At 62.8% G+C, this 24139-nt stretch carries 19 protein-coding genes and 1 pseudogene; 11 read left to right on the top strand and 9 right to left on the bottom strand.

Annotation, left to right across the window (positions count from 1 at the left end):
* Position 1: 1 nt before the first annotated feature.
* Both FJ417_RS19455 and FJ417_RS19450 read left to right on the top strand, forming a co-directional pair.
* Positions 2-847, top strand: a complete 846-nt coding sequence (locus FJ417_RS19455; RefSeq protein WP_140784599.1) for an ABC transporter permease — start codon at positions 2-4, stop codon at positions 845-847.
* Positions 844-2499, top strand: coding sequence for an ABC transporter ATP-binding protein (locus FJ417_RS19450; protein ID WP_140784598.1), 1656 nt, complete (start codon positions 844-846; stop codon positions 2497-2499). The genes FJ417_RS19455 and FJ417_RS19450 overlap by 4 nt, the downstream gene beginning before the upstream one ends.
* On the opposite strand, the gene FJ417_RS19445 is transcribed toward FJ417_RS19450, so the two are convergent.
* Both FJ417_RS19445 and FJ417_RS19440 read right to left on the bottom strand, forming a co-directional pair.
* A complete protein-coding gene (locus tag FJ417_RS19445; protein ID WP_140784597.1) occupies positions 2500-2976 on the bottom strand; it encodes an Lrp/AsnC family transcriptional regulator in 477 nt (158 codons plus the stop codon).
* 9 nt (positions 2977-2985) lie between these two features.
* Complete coding sequence (locus tag FJ417_RS19440) at positions 2986-5061, bottom strand: NADH:flavin oxidoreductase (protein WP_140784596.1); 2076 nt, start codon at positions 5059-5061, stop codon at positions 2986-2988.
* 72 nt (positions 5062-5133) lie between these two features.
* On the opposite strand from FJ417_RS19440, the gene FJ417_RS19435 reads away from it, so the two are divergent.
* A complete protein-coding gene (locus FJ417_RS19435; RefSeq protein ID WP_140784595.1) occupies positions 5134-6075 on the top strand; it encodes a LysR substrate-binding domain-containing protein in 942 nt (313 codons plus the stop codon).
* 31 nt (positions 6076-6106) lie between these two features.
* On the opposite strand, the gene FJ417_RS19430 is transcribed toward FJ417_RS19435, so the two are convergent.
* Positions 6107-6583, bottom strand: a complete 477-nt coding sequence (locus FJ417_RS19430; RefSeq protein WP_140504424.1) for an Lrp/AsnC family transcriptional regulator — start codon at positions 6581-6583, stop codon at positions 6107-6109.
* A gap of 223 nt (positions 6584-6806) precedes the next feature.
* Here FJ417_RS19430 and FJ417_RS19425 point away from each other — a divergent pair, with 223 nt between their 5' ends.
* The gene (locus FJ417_RS19425) at positions 6807-8132 is read left to right on the top strand and encodes an FAD-binding oxidoreductase (RefSeq protein ID WP_140784594.1); all 1326 of its coding nucleotides are present in this window, start codon (positions 6807-6809) and stop codon (positions 8130-8132) included.
* Positions 8133-8173: 41 nt separating this feature from the next.
* Here FJ417_RS19425 and FJ417_RS19420 read toward each other — a convergent pair whose 3' ends face one another.
* The 5 genes from FJ417_RS19420 to FJ417_RS19400 all read right to left on the bottom strand — a co-directional run bounded on the left by FJ417_RS19420 (position 8174) and on the right by FJ417_RS19400 (position 14901).
* Positions 8174-9541 (bottom strand): FAD/NAD(P)-binding oxidoreductase, encoded by a 1368-nt coding sequence (locus FJ417_RS19420; protein ID WP_140784593.1) that lies wholly within the window; start codon positions 9539-9541, stop codon positions 8174-8176.
* Positions 9538-9840: a (2Fe-2S)-binding protein gene (locus tag FJ417_RS19415; protein ID WP_140784592.1), complete on the bottom strand. Its 303-nt coding sequence runs from the start codon at positions 9838-9840 to the stop codon at positions 9538-9540. Before FJ417_RS19415 ends, FJ417_RS19420 begins: the two co-directional genes overlap by 4 nt.
* Complete coding sequence (locus FJ417_RS19410) at positions 9837-11822, bottom strand: hydantoinase B/oxoprolinase family protein (protein ID WP_140784591.1); 1986 nt, start codon at positions 11820-11822, stop codon at positions 9837-9839. Before FJ417_RS19410 ends, FJ417_RS19415 begins: the two co-directional genes overlap by 4 nt.
* Before the next feature lie 4 nt (positions 11823-11826).
* On the bottom strand, positions 11827-13905 hold the full coding sequence (locus tag FJ417_RS19405; protein WP_140784590.1) for a hydantoinase/oxoprolinase family protein: 2079 nt from the start codon (positions 13903-13905) through the stop codon (positions 11827-11829).
* 90 nt (positions 13906-13995) lie between these two features.
* Positions 13996-14901: a LysR family transcriptional regulator gene (locus tag FJ417_RS19400; RefSeq protein ID WP_140784589.1), complete on the bottom strand. Its 906-nt coding sequence runs from the start codon at positions 14899-14901 to the stop codon at positions 13996-13998.
* A gap of 116 nt (positions 14902-15017) precedes the next feature.
* Here FJ417_RS19400 and FJ417_RS19395 point away from each other — a divergent pair, with 116 nt between their 5' ends.
* The 7 genes and pseudogenes from FJ417_RS19395 to FJ417_RS19365 all read left to right on the top strand — a co-directional run.
* A complete protein-coding gene (locus FJ417_RS19395) occupies positions 15018-16136 on the top strand; it encodes an FAD-binding oxidoreductase (RefSeq protein ID WP_140784588.1) in 1119 nt (372 codons plus the stop codon).
* A 149-nt stretch (positions 16137-16285) separates the two neighbouring features.
* Positions 16286-17749 carry an aldehyde dehydrogenase family protein gene (locus FJ417_RS19390; RefSeq protein ID WP_140784587.1) on the top strand — a complete coding sequence of 488 codons (1464 nt, stop codon included), beginning with the start codon at positions 16286-16288 and terminating at the stop codon, positions 17747-17749.
* Positions 17750-17929: 180 nt separating this feature from the next.
* Entirely contained in the window at positions 17930-18856 is a 927-nt protein-coding gene (locus tag FJ417_RS19385; protein ID WP_140784586.1) for an ABC transporter substrate-binding protein, read from the top strand.
* A gap of 94 nt (positions 18857-18950) precedes the next feature.
* Positions 18951-20207 (top strand): aspartate aminotransferase family protein, encoded by a 1257-nt coding sequence (locus tag FJ417_RS19380; RefSeq protein ID WP_140784585.1) that lies wholly within the window; start codon positions 18951-18953, stop codon positions 20205-20207.
* Between the two features lie 126 nt (positions 20208-20333).
* Positions 20334-21242, top strand: coding sequence for an amino acid ABC transporter permease (locus FJ417_RS19375; RefSeq protein ID WP_140784584.1), 909 nt, complete (start codon positions 20334-20336; stop codon positions 21240-21242).
* A gap of 2 nt (positions 21243-21244) precedes the next feature.
* Complete coding sequence (locus tag FJ417_RS19370) at positions 21245-22057, top strand: amino acid ABC transporter ATP-binding protein (RefSeq protein ID WP_281405926.1); 813 nt, start codon at positions 21245-21247, stop codon at positions 22055-22057.
* Between the two features lie 112 nt (positions 22058-22169).
* Positions 22170-22547: pseudogene (locus tag FJ417_RS19365) on the top strand (IS481 family transposase); the annotation flags it as partial.
* Positions 22548-22683: 136 nt separating this feature from the next.
* Here the strand turns inward: FJ417_RS19365 and FJ417_RS19360 are convergent.
* Positions 22684-23922 (bottom strand): MFS transporter, encoded by a 1239-nt coding sequence (locus FJ417_RS19360; RefSeq protein ID WP_140784583.1) that lies wholly within the window; start codon positions 23920-23922, stop codon positions 22684-22686.
* Positions 23923-24139 lie beyond the last annotated feature (217 nt).

Here is a 24139-nt window from a genome sequence, read left to right as displayed (position 1 = left end):
GATGGCACGCGTGGCAGCTTCCCGACGGTCCTTGCTGGGCCACAGCTACAATCTCGTGGGCGTCGTCGCCTCGCTGGTCATTCTGGCGTGGACGCTGATCGCCATCTTCGCACCCGCCATCATTCCCCATTCGATCGGCGACATTGTCGACGACGATTATTTCGGCCCCATGCGTCACGGCCTATGGCTCGGCTCGGACTATCTGGGGCGAGACATGCTCTCGCGGGTACTGATGGGTGCGCGCTACACCGTCGGCATATCGCTCGCCGCCGTCTGTATCGCCTGCTTTTCTGGCGTCGTGCTGGGGATGATCGCGGCCGTCACCGGGGGCTGGCTCGACACCTGCCTCAGCCGCTTCCTCGACGCCATGAACTCCATTCCAAGCAAGCTGTTCGGCCTTGTGGTGGTAGCCGCGGTCGGCTCGTCGATCCCGGCGCTGATCCTGACGCTCGCCGTCATCTACATACCGGGCGCCTATCGCTTCGCGCGGGCGCTCGCCGTCAACATCAACACCATGGACTTTATGACCGTCGCTCGCGTCCGCGGCGAAAGCACCGCCTATCTCATCGGGTCAGAGATCCTGCCCAATATCATGCGCCCGGTGCTGGCCGACTTCGGCCTGCGCTTCGTCTTCATCGTGCTATTGCTGTCCGGTCTGTCCTTCCTCGGGCTCGGCCTGCAACCGCCGCTCGCCGACTGGGGCGCGCTGGTGCGCGAGAACATAGGCGGCCTGCCCTTCGCGGCGCCCGCCGTCATCGTTCCCTCGCTGGCGATCGCCAGCCTCACCATCAGCGTCAACCTGCTGATCGACAACCTTCCGCAGAAGATCAGGGACAGGGACGCATGACCAATCTCGTCGAGGTCAGGAACCTGCGGATCGAGGCGACGACCGATGCCGGTCGTGTTGTCGAAATCATCAAGGGCGTCAGCCTCGACATCGCCGACGGCGAGATCGTCGCCCTGATCGGCGAGAGCGGCTCCGGCAAGACGACGATCGCGCTCTCGCTGATGGGCCATGCGCGACCTGGCTGCCGGATTACCGACGGCGAGATCAATGTAAACGGCAAGAACATGGCCGCACTTACCGAAAAGCAGCGCGCCAGGTTGCGCGGCACCGATATCGCCTATGTTCCGCAAAGCGCCGCCGCCTCCTTCAACCCCTCGTCCACCATCATGGAGCAGGTGATCGAGGTTACGCGCATCCACGGGCTGATGGCGCCCGAGCAGGCACGAAAGCGCGCGGTCGAGCTGTTCCGGGCGTTGTCGCTGCCGGACCCGGAAGGGCTCGGCGCCCGTTATCCGCACCAGGTTTCAGGAGGGCAGTTGCAGCGGCTGTCGGCGGCGATGGCTCTGATAGGCGATCCCAAGCTGATGATCTTCGACGAGCCGACGACGGCACTCGACGTGACGACGCAGATCGACGTGCTTAAGGCATTCAAGTCGGTCATGCGGGCTGGCGGAATAGCGGGTGTCTACGTTTCCCACGACCTTGCTGTCGTCGCCCAGATCGCCGACCACATCGTGGTGCTGAAGGGCGGCGAAGTGCAGGAGACCGGCACCACGGCTCAGATTCTTTCGGCCCCCCGGCACCCCTATACGCGCGAACTGCTGGCTGCCTTCGAGCCGAAACCGCGGCAAGCACATGCGGACGCGGATGCCGGCGCGAAGCCGTTGCTGCGCATCGACAATGTGACGGCCGGCTATGGCGCGGTGCGGGATGACGGACTGCCACTCATACGCGCTGTCGATTCCGTCAGCCTGGTCGTCGAGAAGGGGCGCAATCTTGGCGTCATCGGCGAATCCGGCTGCGGAAAATCGACGTTGGCGCGCGTCATCGCCGGCATCCATCCGGCGGCGGCCGGCGACATCGTCTTCGAGGGCAAGCAACTGGAGCGCGCCGCAGGCAAACGCAGCCAGGACCAACTGCGCGAGATGCAGATCGTGTTCCAGTATGCCGATACCGCGCTCAATCCGGCCAAGCCGGTGGAGGACATCATCTCCCGGCCGCTGGCCTTCTATCACGGGCTCAACCGGCAGGCGCGCTCGAAGCGCGTCGACGAACTGCTCGACATGGTTCGCCTGCCAAGGACGCTGCGCTACCGTCGCCCGTCGGAGCTCTCGGGCGGCCAGAAGCAGCGCGTGAACTTCGCGCGCGCCCTGGCGGCCGGACCCAAGCTCATCATCTGCGACGAAATCACCTCGGCGCTCGACACGGTGGTGGCGGCGGCCGTGATCGAACTGCTCAAGGAGCTGCAGAGCGAGCTGGGCCTTTCCTACATTTTTATCAGCCACGACCTCTCCGTCGTCGAAGCGATCTGCGACGAAATCATGGTCATGTACAATGGCGAGCGGGTGGAGCAGATCACGCCCGACGGACTGAAAGCGCCCACCCACCCCTATTCGAAGCTTCTGTTCTCCTCCGTGCCCAAGCTCGATCCGACGTGGCTCGATGGCCTCGTCCGCGACCCCGAACTGGTAAGCCAGTACGGCCATCGCTGATTACAAGGGAAACAGGCTGGGCAGCGGCATGTGTGCTTTGACAATGGGAGACTTCAGCACCACGAAGCTAAAACACTTGTCGATGCCGATATCCATGTCGGTGAGCCGCTCCACGGTCGCCTGATATTCGGCAATCCCACCCGTGACGAATTTCAAGAGATAGTCGTAACGGGCGGAAACGCGATGGCATTCGACGGCCGCGTCAACCTTATCGACGGCGGCAAGGAAACGCGCGAAGTCGATCTGACGATGATTCTTTAGCGTGACTTCCGTGAAGACGGTGAGCGTCCGTCCCAGCTTTGCGATGTCGATCTGCGCCGAATAGCGCACGATATAGCCTTCAGCCTGCAGCTTCTTTACCCGCATCAGGCATGGGCCGGGGGAAAGACTGACCAGTTCCGCCAGCTCCACATTTGTGATGCGGCCGTTCTTCTGCAGCTCGTACAGAATCTTGATGTCGATCCGATCGAGTTTCATGGGCCTTGTCTACAATTGCGAGCAGAGCCGGTAGGCCTCATAGATCGACGAGTAGATGTCCCTGCTGGCGACCGCGTCTCCTATGCGGTGCAGGACGAACGATCCGGCAGCTTGGGAACCATTGTCCCCGTCCGTTTCCGTTCCCATCATCAGCGCTATGTCGGTGACTCCGTTGTTGACGGAGCGCGCGCGCAATTCCTGGTAGGTATCCTCCATTGGCACGGTGCCGCGCTCGACAATGAGTTGGGCGGCGGTCATTTCCATCTCCGCACCGGTGAGCTCATGCCGGAACGTGGCGGCGATGCCGTTGCCCTGGCGCGCTGCTTTGACCAGGCGCACATCGCTGACGATGCGGATGCGGCGTTCCGAGGCGCGTTTGCGAAAACTCACCCTGTCCGGATAGGGCGTCTCGATCGCCAGCGTGTCGTCCGCCATGGCCAGGCTGACCAGGCGCCCCGGACGGGCAAGATGCAGGGCGCAGGAAACTGCCGCCTGGCGTCCGGTCTCATCGTAGATGAGCACGTCGTCCTTCGCCGGCACGACCCCGGTCAAGACGTCCCAGACGCTGTCGCAATGTTGGGCGCCCTCCAGCCATTCCATGTCCGGAATGCCGCCGGTGGCGATGATGACCGTGTCCGGTCTCTCGGCGAGGACGATCGCTGCGTCCGCATAGGTGTTGAGGCGGACTTCGACGCCCAGGCGATCGAGCTCACCGGTACGCCATTCGACTATGCCGATGAGATCTTTGCGGTCGACGGCAGCGGCCGCGACGAGCACCTGCCCACCAAGTCGCGCTCCGGCTTCGAGCAGGCTCACTCTGTGTCCGCGCTCGGCGGCGACCCTTGCCGCTTCCATGCCTCCCGGACCGCCGCCGACCACGACCACACGTTTCAGCGTTTCAACACGCAGGATGGTATGGCTGATGATCGTTTCATGGCCGCTGGCCGGGTTATGGATGCACTGCACCTTCTTGTACAGGCAGTAGGATGCGCCGACACACGGGCGAATGCGTTCTTCTTCGCCGCGCATCACCTTGTTGACGATATGGGGGTCGGCAATATGCGCCCGGGTCATGCCGACCAGGTCGACAAGGTTTTCGCGGATCGCGTGGCGGGCCGTGGCCACATCCCTGATGGCCGCCGCGTGGATGACGGGCAACCTTGTTTCCCGTTTGAACTGCCCGACCAGAGGCAGAAACGGCGCGCTCTTGGTGAACATGCCGGGCATGTTCTGCTCGGCCAGGGACAAATCGGTGTCCATGCGGCCGAATATGCAGTTGAAGAAATCGATATGGCCTGCCCGCTCGAACAGCCTGGCGAAGGCCAGGCATTCGTCGAAATCCGACCCATCCTCGACCGCCTCGTCGATCACGAACCGGATGCCGACAGCGAAATCGTCGCCCACCGCGCGGCGGATCGCCTCGTGAACCATCAGGCCGAAGCGCGCGCGGTTTTCGAGTGAACCTCCGAAGCCATCCGTGCGTCTGTTGGTTCTGCGCGAGAGGAATTGCCCGATCAGATGGCCGGCGGTGACGGTTTCGACGCCGTCCAGACCGCCGTCCACGCAGCGCCTTGCCGCACTGGCGTAGTCCCTGACGATCCTGTCGATGTCGGCTGCGTCCATCTCCTTCGGAAAATTCCGGTTTCGCGTTTCGCGAACGCGTGACGGCGCTACGGGCGGCAGCCAGTTCCCGGCATAGGCGGTGGCGCGCCGGCCAAGATGCGAAACCTGGCACATGACGACGGCGCCGTGGCGGTGGATGCGCTGCGACAGCGACTGGAGATGAGGCACGACGCGATCGCTCGAAAGGTCCAGCTGACCGCCGCCCCAACTGGAGTCGAGCGAGGTCATGGCCGAGCCGCCCGCCATGGTCATCGCAAGGCCGCCATGCGCTTTCTCCTCATGGTAGCGCTGGTAGCGCTCCAGCGGCAGGCCGCCATCGTCCAGCATCGAGGCATGACTGGTGCTGACGACGCGGTTGCGGAGCGTCAGACCCTTGAGCCGAAACGGCTGAAGCAGTGGATCGCTGGATGTGCTGCCTGCTTGAGATCCCGCTACCTTCACGTTCTGCTCCGCCCCATTCATAAGGGTTATAGTTCGCCAATTCCAGGATTGCGGAAAGCTTGAAAATTGTTGGGGTGGTTATACGCTGGGCGTATGGCTGGATTTGCAAAACTCGTTCCTTCCGCGCGCGGACTTCTCGTTTTCGAGGCTGCTGTCCGGCTGGGCAGCTTCACGGCCGCCGCTCGCGAGTTCAACGTCACGCAGCCGTCGATCAGCCGCAGCATTGCGCAGCTCGAGGCCGATTTCGGTGTGCCTCTTTTCACGCGGGGTCCAACGGGATTGGCCCCGACTGCAGAAGGACGTGCCCTCCATTCGGCTGTGCGGGAGGGATTTGACGGCATCGCTGAGGTGATCCGGAGGATGAAGCAGAACAGCGCTGCAAAGCCGGTGGTGACCCTTTCACTTTCGAGTTCTCTGGCAACCTATTGGTTCGTTCCCAGGTTAGGGGCATTCAACACGAGATTTCCTGACGTCGACCTGAGGTTCGAATTGATCGCGGGCGTTTTGCGAGGACCAGCCGAGAATGTCGACCTTGCCACGAGAATCGTGGCCGATGACGACACCCACTATCACCACTGGGCATTCTCGCCGGAAGTCATCGTTCCGGTATGCAGCCCATCCTATTTGTCGGCCCACGGTCGGTTGATCCATGCCGGAACCGGGGAAGGTCATGCGCTGCTTCACCTGACCGACGCCAAGGAGCAGTGGCTGGACGCATGGGGCAGTGTGGCGGACCGCAAGACCAGCAGGGCAAAGTGGCTCGAATTCTCGGACTACGCGGTCGTGCTTCAAGCCGCCATGAACGGGGAAGGCGTAGCGCTCGGCTGGCTCAGTAACGTTTCAAGGGCGTTGCTTCAGGGAACCCTTGTCCCGGCCTCGGACAGACAGATCAAGACGGGCCGGATCCATCAGCTGATTGCACCGCGCTCAAGGCCGGTACGGCCTGTCGTCTCCGACATCTGCGCGTGGATGATCGCCGAGATGCAAGTCGAATTGAAAGCGCTGCACCCGATATTGCGGCCGGACACCTTGTAGCGGGCGACAAGCGCAGCGCGCTCGTCGTTGACTACCTCGGAAACAGGCTAGGCAGCGGCATGTGCGCCTTGACGATGGGAGACTTCAGCACCACGAAGCTGAAATACTTGTCGATGCCGATATCCATGTCGGTCAGCCGCTCCATGATCGTCTGGTATTCAGCGATGCCGGAGGTCACGAACTTCATCAAATAGTCGTAGCCACCCGACACAAGATGACATTCGATGACCTGCTCGATCTTGTCCACGACGGCGAGAAAACGTGCGAAGTCCACCTGGCGGTGGTTCTTCAACGTGATCTCGGTGAAGACTGTCAGTGTCTGGCCGAGCTTGCCGATATTGACCTGCGCGGAATAGCCTCCGATATAGCCCTCCGATTGCAGTCTTTTGACCCGCATCAGGCATGGGCTCGGCGACAGATGCACCAGTTCGGCCAATTCCACGTTCGTGATGCGGCCGTTCTTCTGCAGTTCGTGAAGAATCTTGATATCGATCCGATCGAGTTTCACGGGTGGCCTCCGAGGAACCGTGCCGCAGCACAAAATGCTGCCCTGCTGATGACGGTCGACACTATCACAGCCCGCTGGGCTGTCCATCCGAGTGGACGCCGCTTGAAACGCAGGGACTCCCGATTCTAACGCGACTGCCGGAATAAAATTCTGCTACGGCTACAAGTGCAGCAGCGGCTGCCTGCGCAACACGCTAGATTGGCGCTTCACGGCAGGGAGAACCATGCGCGCGCCGCTGCAGCAAATCGAAACGACTGAGCAACTGCCGCAGTCCGCGGACGCGGTGGTGATCGGCGCCGGCATCGTCGGTGTCTTTACGGCTTATTACTTGGCCCAGCGCGGTCTGAAGGTCGCGCTTGTCGAAAAGGGGCGAATCGGCGCCGAGCAGTCCAGCAGAAACTGGGGATGGTGCCGCCAGCAGAACCGCGACGCCCGCGAGCTGCCGATGGCAACAAGAAGCTTGGACCTGTGGGACAGCTTTGCGGCGGAGACCGGTGAAGACACCGGCTTCCGGCGCTGCGGCCTGCTCTATCTCAGCAATGACGAGGCGGAACTCGCCGGATGGGCGCGTTGGCGTGATTTCGCCAAAACCGCTGGAGTTACCACGCACATGCTCGACAGTGCCGAGGCCACAGCGCGGGGCCTCGCCACCGGCCGGACCTGGACAGGCGGCGTCTTCTCGCCGACCGACGGCACCGCCGATCCGTCGCGGGCCGCGCCCGCGGTCGCCCGCGCTATCCTCAAGCTCGGGAGCTCCGTGCACCAGAATTGCGCCGCGCGCGGTATCGAGACCGAGGGCGGGCGCCTGAGCGGCGTGGTCACCGAAAACGGAACGATCCGAACCAAGCTGGCGGTCCTGGCCGGCGGCGCGTGGGCGTCCTCCTTCTGCCATCAGTTCGGTTTCCGCTTTCCGCAGGCGTCGGTCCGATCCTCCATCCTGTCCGTCTCGCCCGGCGCTGAGGGCCTGCCGGATGCGCTGCATACCGCAAAGATTTCGGCCACGCGTCGCGGCGACGGCGGCTACACGCTCGCCATAAGCGGATGCGGCCGCGTGGACGTCACGCCGCAGCAGCTGCGCTTCTCGTCGCAGTTCCTGCCCATGTTCCTGAAGCGGTGGCGAAGCCTCGCGCCCGGCGGTCTGCAGGGTGTGCGCTCGGGCCACGAAACGCTCCGGCACTGGCGGCTCGACCAGCCGACGCCAATGGAGCGGATGCGCATCCTCGATCCGACCCCGGACCAGGCGACCATCCGCCTGACCCACGCCCGGGCGCTCGATCTGCTGCCGGCACTGCGCCAGACCAGGATCAATGCGGCCTGGGCCGGCTACATCGACAGCACGCCCGACGGCGTGCCTGCCATCGGCGAGATCGATACTGTGCCGGGTTTCTTCCTGGCTGCCGGATTTTCGGGACACGGCTTCGGCATCGGACCCGGCGCCGGGCATCTGGTCGCCGATCTGATGACCAGGTCGGAATCGGTCGTCGATGCGACATCCTATGATCCCCGACGCTTCGACGCTTCGGCCTGGGGGAAGGTCGCCGACTTCTAGGATGTGATCCATGCCATCCTGGTGTGGCCTCCGGAATTGCATCAACCGTCCCGGAGAAAGGCACCGATAGGTGCCGGGCGGACAGGCGCCTGCCCGCGTAACCGGCCAACAGCGCTGGGAGTGCAGCCGGCTTTCGCCGCAACGAGCTCGACAGCGGCCAATTGGCAATAGCGTCCCTGGCAACGCCCCATGCCGACGCGTGAAAGCGACTTCACCCTGTTGGCCTCGGCACCGCCAAAATCCACATTCTCACGCAAGGCCCCAACAGTCACGTTTTCGCAGCGGCAGACGATCGCCGCGTCGGGAAGCGCTCGCACCATCTCGAATGGCCAGGGAAAAGCGCAAGCCAGGCCGCGGGCAAAGCGCTCGAGCCGCGCAAGCTTGCGCAAGTCCGTGTCGACGGAAGGCACCGGACGCCCGAGATCGGACAGGCATGCGGTCGCGGCCAGCCGTCCCGCGATCTCGGCGCCGTCCGCCCCAAGTAGGCGAGCCCCGTCACCAGCAAGATAGATCCCGTTGCCGGCCCGACCCAACTGGTCGGCCCTTGGCAGCCATTGCCGCCATTGCTCGTCATAGGTGAAGGTGCATCCCACAAGGTCGGCCAGATGCGTCTCGGCACACAGATGCCAGCCCATGGCGACCATGTCGCACGGGGTGAGGCGCCGGCGCCCGCGCGCGTCGCGCCAGCAAATTGCCGTAACGCCACCAGCGTCGGCCTCGATACGCTCGAGTGTCACGCCCGCATGGTAGCGGCCGCCGAGACGTGCCCGCAGGGTGAGACCGCGCAGCGCAACGACCGGCCGCGCCGCAAGCCCCAAGACGCCGCGCATCTGCCGGCGCCATGGCGCGGTGTCGAGCACCGCCGCCACATCCGCGCCAGCCTTGACGAGTTGTGCGCCAACCAGCGTGAGCAAAGGCCCGGATCCCATCAGAACGATCCGCCGCCCAAGCGCCACAGCCTGCGCCTTGAGTGCGATCTGCGCAGCACCCAGACTGTAGACGCCGGCGTTCTGCCAGCCCGGCACCGGAACGACGCGGTCTGACGCGCCGGTGGCAAGGATTAGGCGGTCGTAGCCAATCACCTGCACGCTGCCTCCCCCCAGCAGGTGCAGCCGCCCCGCATGCGCGGCGACGACCGAACTCGCCGCGCAATGAGTGAGCCGCCCTTCTTCAACCAGCCGATCGAAGAGCGCATGCAGCGCGCGCGCCTTGGCTGCCTCCGACCCGTAGAGCTGTTCCGGCGTACGGACGAATCCAGCGGGCGGACGGCGATAAATCTGTCCGCCCGCGCGATGGCCTTCGTCGATTACCACCGGATGGAGCCCGGCCGAGACCAGTGTTGTCGCCGCCCTTATGCCAGCGGGACCGGCGCCAACTATCACGATCTTGGGCGGTGCGGCGTCGCTCACGACCAGCCCTCCGGCGGCAGCGTGCGCAACCGCATGCCTTCGGCGATGGACGTCGAGCACGCCCGCAGGCGCACCCCCTCCTCCTGCCATACCCAGCAATCCTGGCAAGCGCCCATCAGGCAGAAACCGGCGCGCAGTTCGGGTCCGAACTCCGACCTCCGCAACAAATGCACTGAGGTCAGTATTGCGGTCAGTACGGTATCCCCCGCCAGTGCGCGGCGCTTGTCACCGTCGAGAAAAAAATGAACCGCCGCACGGTCCCGCTCGGCCAGCCGGACAATGCGGCCGGCAGTGATCATTCCGCGGCCTCTCGCACCGGGCGCGGACGGGGCAGTTCAGGGAAGCGTTCGCAGACCGCGTCGAAGGCCGCCTGGACGCCTTCAGCTCCCGACCGCCCCTTCATACGGCGGAAGATCTCCGTCTTGGCAAAGAACCGCCAGTGGATCGGCAAGGCATCCAGCAAAGCGTGGAGCCTATCATAGGCGGCCGGCGTCCACTGCGCTTCGTAACCTTCGCGCTCCGGGCCGAAATGGAAATGGCTGGCGGGTGGCTTGTGCAGCGCGCGTAGACGCCCAGTCTCGGTCTCGTCGATCTCGCCGCCGCGAAGCACGACGCCATAGTCGTGCTCAGCGGCTATTGGCGAGACATAGCCGCGCTGTACGTCCTGCACGACCCGCCAAGGCTCGCGCTGGTACGGATCGCCACGCCCACCGCCGCCGGCGGAACGGATCTCCAGCACATCGCCAGGCTGCAGCACTGCCGTGTCGATGTTGCCCAACCGCCGCTCGTGCTCTGTTCCCGGACTGACGACCATGTCCGACAGGCCGGCCGCCTTGCCGCCAAGCACACCCCACGGTCGGAAAAAGCTGCGGTCGCGATTGCGCGCCGTGATCCGGGAGTCGGGGGCAAAGACGCGGAAAGCCATCTCGGTCGCCAGCCCGCCGCGCCAGCGACCCGCGCCGCCGCTGTCCTGAGCAAGCCCATATCTCACGAATTCGACCGGGGTCTCGGTTTCGGTGATCTCGATCGGGGTGTTCTTCAGGTAGGCGGCATCGGCGCCCGACCCATTGGTACCGTCGCGATGTGGCATCGCGCCGCCGCCGCCCACCACGGGGTTCACCGCCGCGATCACGCTCCGGCTGGTGCGCTCATCGACGGTCATGACGTTGACGATGCAATTGTTGCCGGCTGGCGCCGCAGGCAGGCGCTCCGGCACGGCCTGCGAGAAAGCGCCGAAAATGACCGAGCGCAGCCGCGCGCAAGTGAGCGAACGCATGCCGACGGCTGCGGGATGGACCGGGTTCAGCACCGACCCTTGCGGTGTGATGCAGGTGAACGGCCGGGTGAGGCCCATGTTGAGCAGGAGCTTCGGGTTAATTGTATAGAGCACGTAGTAGACGCCGACCAGCAGCATGGTGTGGCGCGGGTCGCCGCCCGAAGGCACGTTGAGTGACGAGCCGAGCTGGGGGTCGGAGCCGGTGAAGTCGAGCACCGCCTCGTCGCCTTTGATCGTCAGCCTCAGCTTCAGCCGGCAGGGATTGGCCTCGACAGAATCCTCGTCCGCGTAGTCGGCGAATTCCCACGTGCCGTTGGGCATGGCGCGCAATACGTCGCGCGCCTGCGCCTCCGCATGGTCAAGAAGCGCGAAGACGCCTTCGATGAAGCGGGCCTTGCCGAACTTCCGCACCATCGCCTGGATCTTGCGCTCGCCGGTGTTGAGCGCGCCGACCAGCGCCTTGATGTCGCCGATGTTGAGGTCGGGCTTGCGAACATTGGTGCTCATGATGCGCAGGATCGTTTCATCGAAGACGCCTTCCCTCACCAGCTTCATCGGCGGGAAGCGGATGCCTTCCTGGTGGATTTCGGTCAGCGCCCGGCTGAGCGAGGCGGGCACCGCGCCGCCCATGTCGGTGTTGTGGATGTGGCCTCCAGTCCAAGCGACGATCTCGCCGTCGACGAAGACCGGCTTCCACAGATGCGTGTCGGGCGCGTGCGTGGCGACGTGGCCGGAATAGGGATCGTTGGTAAAGGCGACGTCGCCCGGCCGGTAGTCGTCGACCATGGCAATAGCGCGGTGATAGGAAAGCCCCGGATACCAGGTTGCGCCGAGTTCCATCGGCACGGCAAAGGTCGCCCCCGAACGGTCCATTAGCATCACGGTAAAGTCCTGCGTCTCCTTCACGAAGGCGGAGTGCGCGGTGCGATGCAGCGTGTGCGCCATGTTCTCGGCGGCCGCGCGGGCGTGGTTCGCCAGAACCTGAAGGTTTGTCGGGTCGAACATGACGTCACTCCGCGAAGGTCAGCAACAGGTTGAGATGGCGGTCGACGCGTGCCTGCGTTCCCGCGGGAATGGCAAAGGTGGTGTCTTCCTGCACGACCACGGCGGGGCCATGGAACATGCTGCCGGGCACCAGCGTCTGCCGGTCATAGAGATCGACGGTTTCGACGCCAAGGCCCGTATAAACCGGGAGCCTGCGGGCCGGGTTGGCCGTGCCATCGATTTCGTCGACCTCCGGGAACGAGAGCGCCGGTCCCGCGCCGATGGCCGACAGCCGGACGTTCACAAGCTCGATTGCGCCGTCCGGGTCGTGGAAGTCGTAGAGCTGCTGATGGGTGAGATGAAAGGCCTGCGCGATTGCCGCCTCATCGCGGTCAGCAAGCCACTGCGGCGACAGCACGACCTCGATCTCATAGCTCTGCCCGACATAGCGCATGTCGCAGGAGAGGTTGAGCTCAGCGGCCGCATCATGCCCCTGTGCTGCGAGCCAGTCGCGGCCCTCTTGCGCAAGAGCCTCGAAAGCCTCGCAAACCCCGGCGAGCGAGATGGCCGAGAGTGGGGTGAAGATGGTGCGTATGAAATCCCCGCGAAGGTCCGCCACCAGTCCGCCCAGCGCCGACACCACGCCGGGGCGGCGCGGAGCCATCACCCGCTTCATGCCGAGCTCGCGGGCAAGGAAGCCGCCGAGCATCGGGCCGCCGCCGCCGAAAGGCATCAGCGTGAAATCGCGCAGGTCCACGCCGGCGCGCGAGGCGAGCTTCTCGACCTCGACGAACATTTCCGATACCGCGATGTCGAGGATCGCCTGCGCGGTCTGCTCGATCGTGCGGCCCAGCCGGGCGGCAAGATCGCCGACCGCGCGATGCGCCAATCCGATATCGATCCGGAGCTGGCCGTAGGCCATTTCGCTGTGGCCGAGCCAACCGCACACCACCATGGCGTCCGTCACCGTCGCCAGCTCGCCGCCCCGGCCATAGCAGGCCGGTCCCGGCATCGAGCCGGCGGATTCCGGACCGACACGCAGCACCCCTTGCGCGTCGACGCTCGCGATCGAGCCGCCGCCGACGCCGATAGAGCTCACCGACACGGAAGGGATATGGAGCGGGAACTCGCCGATCAGTTCACCGGTGCCGAACTGTGCCTCGCCGCCGATGATGAGCGCGAAATCGGCCGAGGTCCCACCGATGTCGAGGGTCAGCACCTTATCTTCCCCGGCCTGGCGCGCCAGCCACGAGGCGCCGATGACGCCGGAGGCGGTTCCAGACAAAAGCATGTTGACACAGGCGCGCTTGCCTTCGGCTGCGTTCATCAGCCCGCCGTTCGACTTCGTCAGCATCGGACGGGCCGGCACACCGCGGCCCTTCAGCCGCTCTTCCAGTGCCGTCAGATAGCCTGAGACGCGCGGATGGACATAGCCGTTGAGAATGGCGGTCGAGCTGCGTTCATATTCACGGATCACCGGCCAGACCTCAGCCGAGGTGAAGACGAAGAGCTCGGGCGCGAGACGCGCGATCGCTGCCTTCACCGAAGCCTCCTGCGCGCCGTTACGCCATGCATGCAGGAAGGAGACGATGATCCCCTGCGCTCCATTTGCCTTCGCCGCTGCCACCGCCCGCTCCACCTCAGCCATGTCCGGTGCTTGGGATTCGGTGCCATCGGCGCGCATCCGCGCCGGGATGCCGAACACCATATCGCGCGCGATCAGCGGGTCCGGCCGCGAGCAGAACAGCGAATACATGTCCGGCATGCGAAGCCGCGCCAGTTCGATGACGTCCTCGAAGCCTGCATTGGTGAACAGCGCCAGCGGCGCGCCTTTGCGCTGAATGATGGTGTTGATGCCGACGGTGGTGCCGTGCACGAAACGCGTCATACGGGACGGATCGAACCCCTCGCGCTCAGCCAGGAGGGTGAGGCCCGTCATCAGCTCGGCGCCCGGATCATCCGGCGTCGTCAGCACCTTCAGTGAAGCGACGCGCCCGGAGTTGGCTTCGAGCGCGCAAAAATCGATGAACGTCCCGCCGATGTCGACGCCAACTTTCCAGTCGGCCTCGCTCTGCGCCCCGTCCGCCGCGATGGCTCCGTCCATAATGCGTCCCTTCCTGTCTGGCAGGCGAAAGCTGGCACATACGGATGGTCAGGGTCCAAGATGGATGACAGGTGAGGATATAAGCCCTGCTTATGCCTTCGTTTTATCGCTGCCCAGAACGGCGGTGCAGGCTGCGCGGATTTCGTCGCGCATCATCTCATCAGCCCGCGAAATGGCCCGTGTACGCGAAGTGAGAAGCGCAATCGGAAATTCAGGCCCGCTCGATAGCGGCCGAACGGCAAGCCCGCCAAACTGATGCCACGGCAGCAGTGCGTCAACGAGTGCGATGCCCAGCCCGGCCTGGACCAAGCCGACCGCGGAAATGGAGACGTCGATCTCGAGCGATGGCGAAAGTACGACGCCTTGCGCCCGGGCCGCATGTGCCAGTTCGTCGGCGGGTCGGGTGTTTCCGCGGTAGGATATCAACTCTTGACCGGCGAGGTCGGCAAGCGTCAGTTCTCCTTTCCCAGCCAAGGCGTGTCCGATAGGCAGCAGGCATGCGAAGCCGATACTGCCAATCACCTGCGCGTCGATGTCGGGAGGAAGACGATCGTCCAAGGCGATGCCGAGACTGGCGTCGCCGGCGCGCAGCATGTCGACGATCGCGGCGATGGGAGCCATGTGGGATCGCAGCAAGATTTTGGGATGCTGCCTCCTGAATTTGGTGAATGCGCGCGGCAATATCGTCATGGCCGGCGGCGGCGAGGCCGCCACCCGCACCAACCCCGTCTTTCCCAGGCGCAGGTCAGTGGTCTTGCGGCGCAAACCCTCCAGTGCCGCCGACAGCCGTTCGGCATCGACGAATATCTCGAGCGCCTCGGGGGTCGGGCGCAGCCGGCCTTTGACGCGCTCGAATAGCGTGAAACCGAGTTCATCCTCGGTGTGAAGCAGTATCTGGCTTAACGCAGGCTGCGAGATGTTCAGCATCCGCGCCGCAGCAGTCACGGTGCCGGCGCGCATGACGGCGATAAACACTTCGAGCTGCCGAGCCCGCATTGCCACTCCATAGGGAAAGCTTATGGCTGTTGCCTAAACCCATCTTTGACGCAATGCCGGGACATCCACAAGATGGATGCACCCACGGATCAGCCTCTCGGCGCTAAGGAACGACTATGGATGTGATCGTACTGGGCGGCGGCTTGATGGGGACGGCTTCCGCCTATTTCCTCGGCCGGCGCGGCGCGCGTGTGACGCTGATCGAACGCAACCGGATCGGCACGGGGGCGACCATCGCCTCGTTCGGCAACATCCGGCGCACGGGCCGCCACTTGGCCCAGCTTCCGCTGGCTCACCGCTCGCTCCGGCTGTGGGGCGAGGCCGAGAAAATGCTCGGACGGGACGTGGAATTCCGCGCCACCGGTCATATCCGACTGATCTTCGATGAGGGAAGTCTGGCCGACATGCGGACCTACGCCGAGGCGGCGCGGCCTTGGGGACTGGAACTCGAGGAGCTGGGCCCACGTGAGATCCGTGTCCGGTTTCCCGGCCTCGGTCCCGAGGCGATCGCGGCGTCGTTCTCGCCGCATGACGGCAGCGGCAATCCGCGGCTGATCGCGCCGGCCTTTGCCGAGGCTGCCCGTAAGCTCGGCGCGGAAATCATTGAGGACGCGGAGGTCGAGACGATAGGGCACGCCGGCTCCGGCTTCGTTATCGCCACCTCGAAAGGTGCATTTGGCGCCGAATGTCTACTCAACGCCGCCGGCGCCTGGGGCGCGCGCATCGCCGCCGGGTTCGGCGAAGAGGTTCCGCTCGATGCCCGCGGCCCGCAGATGGGGGTGACGGAGCCACTACCGCACCGCATCCTGCCAGTGGTCGGAATCTGGACGCGCGACAAGGATTATGGCGCCTATCTGCGTCAGGTAGAGCGTGGGAACATTGTCTTCGGCGGCGCGGCCGAAAGAGTTTCAGTGAACCTTGATCCCGGTCATGCGACCGCCGATTCGATACGACTTCCGGTGCAGTTGCGCGCCGTCGCTCGGTTGTTGCCGGCGATTGCGCGGGTCGCGGTCATCCGCACCTGGTCGGGCTGCGAGGGCTACGTGCGGGACATGCTGCCGGTCATGGGAAGCTCGGCAACAACGCCAGGCCTCTTCCATGCCTTCGGATTCTGCGGGCATGGCTTTCAGCTCGGCCCTGGCGTGGGCGACGTCATGGCCGAGCTTATCATGACCGACCGTTGCGAAACGCCGCTCGAGGATTTCAGGATCGATCGCTTCAGCCGCGCCGCTTGACGCTCTCGTGAGGCTGGTAATTCGATGCTCAGGGGGCGCTGTCGGGTAGACGAACATGAGCGCAGTCTGTTCTTCGACGTGTCGAAGTCATGGGCGCCCCAGATTGATGGCCTCACAGCCTTAACGAAATGCAAACAAGGTGAAACGCGATGAGCAAAAGCTTCAACCCTGATGACATTTCCCCACCCGCGGGGCACTACATCGGCGGCCACTACGTGCACGCGAAGGGCGAAATTGACGTGACGCGCCCGTCCGACAGTAAAATTGCCGCAGCGTGCCCGATCGCGGATGAGCGGCTGGTCGACGAAGCGGTGCAGGTGGCCAAGCGCGCGCTGAAGACTTCCAACTGGGGAGGCGTGCGTCCACGCGAGCGCACGAAAATCCTGCATCGCTGGGCCGATCTCATCGAAGCAGAAGCTGAGACGTTAGCCAGGCTTGAAGCGAGCTATTCGACGCGGCCGATCGGGCAACTGGTGCAAGGCGATATTGCGGTAACGGCTGAACAACTGAGATTTTTCGCGGAGTTCGCAGACAAGGAGGGCGGGGCCGTGGCGCCGACCGACGACGCCAGCGTCGGCATGATCATCACAGAGCCCTATGGTGTGGTCGGCGCCATCACCCCATGGAACTTTCCAATCAACATGGCTGGCTGGAAAATTGGCCCGGCGCTAGCGGCAGGCAACGCCATCGTGCTGAAGCCGTCAGAGATGACGCCATTCTCGACGCTCTACATGGCTGAACTCGCCACCAGAGCCGGGCTTCCTGATGGACTTTTGAACATCGTTCTTGGCGATGGCGCGACGACCGGACATGCCATCACCGGCCATCCCGACATTGCCAAGGTGAGCTTCACAGGATCCACGGCCGCCGGGTCGGCCATCATGGCTAACGTTGCCCGAACGGGTATCAAGCCGATGACCCTCGAACTTGGCGGAAAGAGCCCGCAGATCGTCTTTGCGGACGCAGACCTAAAAAAGGCGGCAGCCGCGATCATCAGCAGCATTCTCGGAAACGCTGGCCAAGCCTGCGTCGCCGGTTCACGCCTGATCGTCGAGGAGTCCATTGCCGAGGAATTCACAAGTGCAATCATCGAGCACATGAAGGCGGTTCGCCCCGGCCCGACATGGGATGCAGAAACTCAGTATTCACCGATCATCTCGCGCCGGCAGATCGACCGTATCCACATGATCGTGAAGGCTGCTGTTTCCGAGGCCGGAACATGCCTCTTAGGCGGCGAGATGATGAACCGTTCAGGTTATTTCTATCAGCCTACCTTGCTCGCTGATATCGATCAATCGTCTCCCGCGATTACCGAGGAAATCTTCGGCCCGGTGTTGACGATGCAGAGCTTCACGACCGAAGAGGAAGCGATCTCGCTCGCCGATCACCCGCAATACGGCCTCGCCTCTGGTCTCTACACAAGAGACGTATCGCGCGCCTTGCGATTGAGTCGCCTGCTCCAGTCTGGCACCGTATGGGTCAATCGCTATAATCGCTCGCGCGACCACATCCTTCCGACCGGCGGCTATAAGCGATCCGGTATCGGAAAGGACCTCGGTCGTGAGGCCTATCAGGCCAACCGCAAAAGCAAGACCGTGCTCATTGCGCTTTAGTCCTTTCGGATCCTTTAAAGGCACTGCCGCTTCGCCCACGAAACGGGCGGCCTAAGCAGAAAGCTCTCAGCCGGAACGTCAACGATCGCTATTGGGAGAGGCGACTGGTTAGGAAGCGCTGCCGCCTGCCCATAAGTCGAGCCTATGGGTGGGGGGCACATTTCGATTGGCTAAACTGCTGTGTTCCGCGCCATTAAAAGGTGCTGCCGATTTAGTCAGCAGAATAACAAGGGGAACGACATGATCAAAACAGCTGTCCTGACATCGATAGGCGCGGCGTTTCTCACGACGTCCGTCAGCCTCGCCTCGGCGGCGGATCTCACCCGCTCCGAGAATATCTACAATTCTCTGCCTGCTCACGTGAAGGAAGCAGGCGTCATCAACGCTGCTACCGCCTCCGACTACCCGCCGTTCGAGTTTCTCGATGAACAGAATAAGCTGATCGGCGCCGATCTCGACATTTCCGTGGCTCTAGGCACGATCCTGGGCGTCAAGATCGTCAACAATCCCACCGAATTTTCCAACATCATGCCCGGTCTCCAGTCCAAGCGCTACGACATCGGCGTTTCGTCGATGGGCGACTATCTCAAGCGGCAGGCTACTGTCGATTTCATCGACTATTACCGGGGTGGAACCTCGTTTCTCATCAAGGCCGACGGGAAGGCTCCCGAGAAGTTGACCGACATCTGCGGCGCCAAAGTTGGCGCCCTGAAGGGCACGTCCTCGGAAACGCAAGCAGAAGACAGCAGCAAGGAATGCGTCAAGCAGGGATTGCCCGCAATTCAGGTTAGCGCCTATCCGACGCAGAACGACGCGGTTCTGGCGCTTACCTCCGGCCGGGTGGATTCCGTTTCCGGTGATGGCGCGACGAACGGCTACTCGGCACAGCAGGTTGGCGGTGCGCTGAAGAACGTGGGCTTCACGGTGTACGGCGACAGGCCTTACTATGGCATCGCCGTTCCGAAGGGCTCTCCGCTCTACCAGCCGCTCTTCGACGCCATGGCGGTGCTGATGGAAAGCGGCAAATACAAGGAGATCATGACGAAGTGGGGCATCACCGACGGCGGCATCGATAAGCCGCTGAAGAACCAGGCCACGGCGGGCTGACTGCGGCGCGATAGCTTAATGCACTTCGCTTTTGCAAGTCGTCCCGGCCGTTGGCCGGGACATTTTCAATACTCGTGACCTACAGGATACCGACATGTTTCATCTGTCGCCGGCGCTGCTGCAAGCCACACCTTTGGAGGTTTCCCGTGCGAAGGGATGTGAAATCTTCGACGGCAATGGAGACACGTTCCTGGACATGACGTCGGGAATTGGGGTTACATCAACGGGTCATTGCCACCCAAGGGTGGTTGCCGCAGCTCAAGCGCAGCTGGGCCAGCTCATGCATGGGCAATATGGCATATTCCGCCACGACAAACTCCAGCCGCTGATGGACAAGCTCGGTAGCACGATGCCAGTTGGTCTGGATGCCTTCTTCTTCGCAAATTCCGGTGCCGAAGCGGTCGAGTCGGCTGTCCGCCTTGCCCGAAACCACACCAACCGCCAAAACGTCATCGTCTTTCAGAACGGCTTCCATGGGCGCACCTTGGGCTCGGCTGCCCTGACCACTTCGGGAGCGCGTTTCCGCTCGACCCGTTCCGGCCCCCTTCCGCCGGGCGTCGTCGTCGCGCCCTTTCCCCATCTTTACCGCTATGGCTGGGATCGGGAAACCGCCGATGCTTTTTGCCTGAAAGAGCTCGACCACATTTTCGCGACCATCGCGTCGCCCGACGATACGGCTGCCATTCTGGTCGAACCCGTTCAAGGGGAGGCAGGCTACATGCCGGGTTCGACGGCCTTCTTCAAGGGACTGCGCGAGCGCGCGAACCGATATGGTATCGTCCTGATCGCCGACGAAGTGCAGTGCGGCGTCGGCCGCACCGGCACGTTTTGGGCCTGCGAACAATTCAAGCTCAAGCCGGACATCCTGATCTTCGCGAAGGGGATCGCCAGCGGCCTGCCACTGTCGGGCATTGCTGCACGCACCGAAATTATGGCATCCGCCCTTCCAGGTTCGCAGGGCGGGACCTATTCGGCGAACGTCGTGGCCTGCGCGGCAGCCATCGCCACGCTCGAGGTCATCGAGGAGGAAAACCTCGTTTCGAATTCGGCCAAAATGGGCGAGCGGCTGAGAGCGGGCCTCGAGGCGGCTTCCCAGCGCTACCATGCAATCGGCGAAGTCAGGGGCCTCGGTTTGATGCAGGCCACCGAATTTTCCGAGAAAGACCGTGCCCCGGCGCCGGAGCTTGCGCAGGCCGTGCGCATGGCGGCGTTGAAGCGCAACATGATCGTTCTCACCTGCGGCCCATACGGTCACATCATTCGCATGATACCGCCGCTGGTCATCTCGCAGGCCGAGGTGGATCGGGCAATTCGCATCTGGGATGAAGCGCTTGCCGAAGTGCTGCGGTAAGGTACGCCGCGCAAAATTGTTTAGCGGCCTTGCCATGCAAGACATTTGCGAAGCAGAAAGCCGAGCGCAGGACGCCGAAACTGACGGATCGCGACGCGTCTTGTTCCTAGGCGGATCAGGGACTGAATGAACGAGCATCAGGATGAAATAATCCCAGCCCGACATCCGGGCCGCGTGGTAGCCGCTGTGCTGTGCATCACCATCGCGGGGTTGGTCATCGTCTCGATGCTCCAAAATCCCGCCTACCAATGGGCGATCGTCGTGAAATATCTCTCGGCGACAACGGTACTTACCGGGCTCGGCTGGACTTTGGGCCTGACGATCGCATCGATGACGATTGGGGTCATCCTCGGCATCATAGCCGCGCTTATGCGCCAGTCGGCAAATCCGGTGCTCGCAACCATCGCGGCCATCTACATCTGGCTCTTCCGCGGGGTTCCACTGCTCGTCCAACTGATCTTCTGGTACAATCTTGCGGCACTTTATCCGGCGATCTCGATCGGGCTGCCATTTGCGGAGCCGATCGGCACTATTCCCACGAACGACATCATCACGCCGCTTGTCGCCGCTTTGCTGGGACTTGGGCTCAACGAGGGCGCCTACATGGCTGAGATCGTCCGCAGCGGACTTCTCTCGGTCGATCCCGGGCAACGCGAGGCCGCCCAGTCGCTCGGTATGTCGCCGGCGCACACGCTGCGCCGCATTATCATCCCACAAGCTCTTCGGATTATCGTTCCGCCTACTGGCAACGAAGTGATCGGAATGCTCAAGGCGACATCTCTGGTGAGCGTCCTGTCGATTTCCGATCTACTCTATTCGGTCCAAGGCATCTACGGTCGGACGTTGCAGACGATCCCGCTGCTGATTGTCGCATCGATCTGGTATCTCGTGGCATCGACGATTTTGACGACCGTCCAGCGCGCAATTGAACGACACTACGGTCGCGGACATCGTTCGAGCCATCATGACGCGCTCTCCGGCCTCTTCTCGCTATCGCGACCCGGTTTCCTCCTCGGTTCGAAAAGAAGGGGATGAGGATGACATCGCACAGTTCAAAGGCATCCTCGATCGACACCAAACCAATGGTTCGCATTGAAAATGTGTTCAAGCGCTTTGGTACCCATCAAGTGCTGAACAATATCAGCCTAACGGTGGACACAGGAAAGGTTTGCTGCCTCATCGGCCCTTCGGGAGCCGGCAAGAGCACGCTGATTCGCTGCATCAATTATCTCGAAAAGGTTCAAAAGGGCCGGATCTATGTCAACCAGCAGCTTGTGGGCTACCGGGAGCACAACGGCAGACTTTACGAACTTCGCGATCGCGAGGCATCCGCGACCCGCGCCGATACGGCCATGGTGTTCCAGCATTTCAATCTCTTTCCGCATCTGTCCGTTCTGCAAAACATCACCGAGGCGCCAATCTACGTGAAAAAGGAGACGCGCGCGAAGGCCGAGGCCTACGCCCGTGAACTTCTCGAACGTGTGGGTCTTACCGGGAAGGAAGACGCTTATCCGCAGCAATTGTCCGGCGGACAGAAACAGCGCGTAGCAATTGCACGCGCCCTGGCGGTCCGACCGCGACTGCTTCTGTTCGATGAGCCCACGTCAGCGCTCGATCCAGAACTGGTGGAAGAGGTTTTGGAAGCGATGAGGTCGCTCGCGAGGGACGGCCAGACGATGGTGGTGGTCACACATGAGATCGATTTTGCGCGTGATGTCGCCGACATTGTCGTGTTTATGGACAACGGCCAGATCGTGGAATCGGGAGCTCCTGAAGTAGTGTTGACTGCGCCTTCCCATGATCGAACCAGGGCGTTCATCGCACGCGTCAACAGGCACCATCGTGGCTAGATATCTGCCTACGCGTGGCCTTTTGTGGGAATGGAGACTGCCGTTGTTCGTGAGTTTGCGGGCGCGCCTTGCATGTGGGAGCGCCACGACGACAAAGGCGGTCCGTCGAGCGATGCAACATAGTCAAGAGAGCTTGAGGGCGCTGGCAAAGCGATACGGGATCAACCAGAAGACGGTTGCGAAGTGGCGGGAGCGGAGCTCAACAGCTGACCTTCCGACTGGGCCGAAGGAACCGAGATCGACAGTGCTTTCGGTCGAGGAGGAGGCGGTCATCGTCGCCTTCCGACGCTACACCTTGCTGCCGCTCGACGACAGCCTCTATGCGCTACAGCCGACGATCCCGCACCTGACGCGATCTTCATTGCACCGCTGCCTGCGGCGCCATGGCATTGGCCGCCTGCCCGATGTCGAGGGCGACACGCCGGCGAAGAGGAAGTTCAAGAGCTACCCGATTGGCTACTTCCACATCGACGTTGCCGAGGTGCGCACCGAACGGCAAGCCGACCAGGTGGAAGAGCAGCTAGCCGCCGGATTGGGCGAAGGCAGATAGCCCGCTTCAACGACTTCTGGAAAGACAGACTGACAAACGGGGCGTTTTCTCCGGCATATCACTCAAACCCTTTGGATCAAAAATTTCGAGGGTTTGAGCGTGGAACCCCTGATAGCAAGGCGAAGAGCAGGCTACCGCCGGTCAAAGCAACCCCGAAAGCAGCCGCGAGCGGCCATCCGCCCGTGGCGATACCCCAACCACCGAGGGCGGAGCCGCAGGCGCCGGCGAGAAAGATAGACGCCATGTAGAGGGCGTTCACTCTCGTCCGAATGTCGTCCCCCAGTGAAAAGATGGCGCGCTGCGAAAGGATCATATTTGCGGTCACGGCTGCGTCCAGAACGATGCCCGCGCAAGCCAACAATCCCACAGCCCAAATGCGCTGACCAAAAAACGATATGATGAAAGGAATGACGGCTGTGGTGAGCGCAACGAGCTGCGCAGCCCGGGCAATGCGCGGCTGGCGATGTCCCGCGTCTGCAATGCGCCCGACGAAGGGAGCCACACACGCGCCTGAAACGCCAGCCAACGCGAACAAGCCGATAGCCTGCTGGCCCAGGCCGAAATCTCTTGCGAGGTGAAGGGGGGCAGCCGTCCAAAATAGAATGAAGGCGGCCAAAAGACCCGCGTGGATAACCGCCCGGTAGCGCAGTTCCGCATGGTTGCGCCAGATCGGCAAAAGAGAGCGCAGCAACGCCGTGTAGCTGAGGGATGTGTGCGGTCGAAGAGAGGGTAACACCTTCAACAGGAGCACCGCCAGGACCGCTTCCCCCGCAGCGATGAGCCAGTAGATGGCCCGCCATCCCGCGACGCTTGCCACGAAGCTGCCCATCGGCCGTGACAGCATGATGCCAAGAAGCAGGCCGCTCATGACCTTGCCGACGACGTGGCCCCGCTCATGCTCCGGCGCCAAGCGAGCGGCATAGGGAAGCAGAATTTGGCCGCCGACAGGAGAGATGCCGATCCCAAAGGAGGATAACAAGAATGGTCCTGGCGTCGAGCTCAAGGCAGCAGCGACGAGGGCTAACAGGCCAATCAAGACGATCGGAACGACGACTGCTCGCGTTTCGCAAATGTCGCCCAACGGTGCCAACAGAAGGAGCGCTATGGCGTAGCCCACTTGGGTCAGGGTGACGGGCACACCGGCCAGAGATGGCGGCAAGCCCGTAGAGGCGCTGATCGGAGCCGCAAGCGGTTGCCCGAAGTAGAGATTGGCAACCAGCAGTCCGCACCCAAAGGCAAGCGTGAGGATAATCCCGCCCGAGAGGTGCGACCTCGCTCTGCTCGTTAGCCCGCGCTCTACTTGCAATGACGGCATTTCGCTGCTCCTGCTACCGGTCCTCCAGGGAGCGGTTCCACGGATTATTAGGGTATATACCCACATCTGGCAAAATTTAGAGGCTTGCCAGAAGGCGTTGAAGTTGCCTCGCTTTGTCGGCCCCGAGGTTTCTCTCTATGCCATGCTGCACACTGTCCCACAGCGGCAACCCTCGCTTGAGCACCTCGTGTCCTTTTTCCGTCAGCGAGAACAGCGC

The organism is Mesorhizobium sp. B3-1-7, from assembly GCF_006439385.1.
GTDB lineage: Bacteria > Pseudomonadota > Alphaproteobacteria > Rhizobiales > Rhizobiaceae > Mesorhizobium.
Note: the sequence above shows the minus strand (reverse complement) of the source record. Positions and strands in the feature narration are given on the sequence as shown.